Source organism: Streptomyces griseicoloratus (genome assembly GCF_014534645.1).
Classification (GTDB): domain Bacteria; phylum Actinomycetota; class Actinomycetes; order Streptomycetales; family Streptomycetaceae; genus Streptomyces; species Streptomyces griseicoloratus.
On sequence record NZ_JACVQF010000029.1, the window covers coordinates 1 to 236 of the forward strand.

The following is a 236-nucleotide window of genomic DNA, read 5'->3' on the forward strand; positions in this document are numbered from 1 at the left end:
CAGTTGGTAGAGCGCAACCTTGCCAAGGTTGAGGTCGCGAGTTCGAGCCTCGTCGTCCGCTCGCAGGAACAGGGGATCCACCCGATCCCCTACACTCCTGGTGGAGTGGCCGAGAGGCGAGGCAACGGCCTGCAAAGCCGTCTACACGGGTTCAAATCCCGTCTCCACCTCCAAGGACGATTAGCTCAGCGGGAGAGCGCTTCCCTGACACGGAAGAGGTCACTGGTTCAATCCCA

Annotated in this window: 1 tRNA gene; it reads left to right on the forward strand. The window is 61.0% G+C overall.

Features of this window, described 5'->3' with window-relative positions:
- The first annotated feature begins 99 nt into the window (after nt 1–99).
- Nucleotides 100–173 (forward strand) — tRNA-Cys (locus H0H10_RS00860).
- The last annotated feature ends 63 nt before the right edge of the window (nt 174–236 follow it).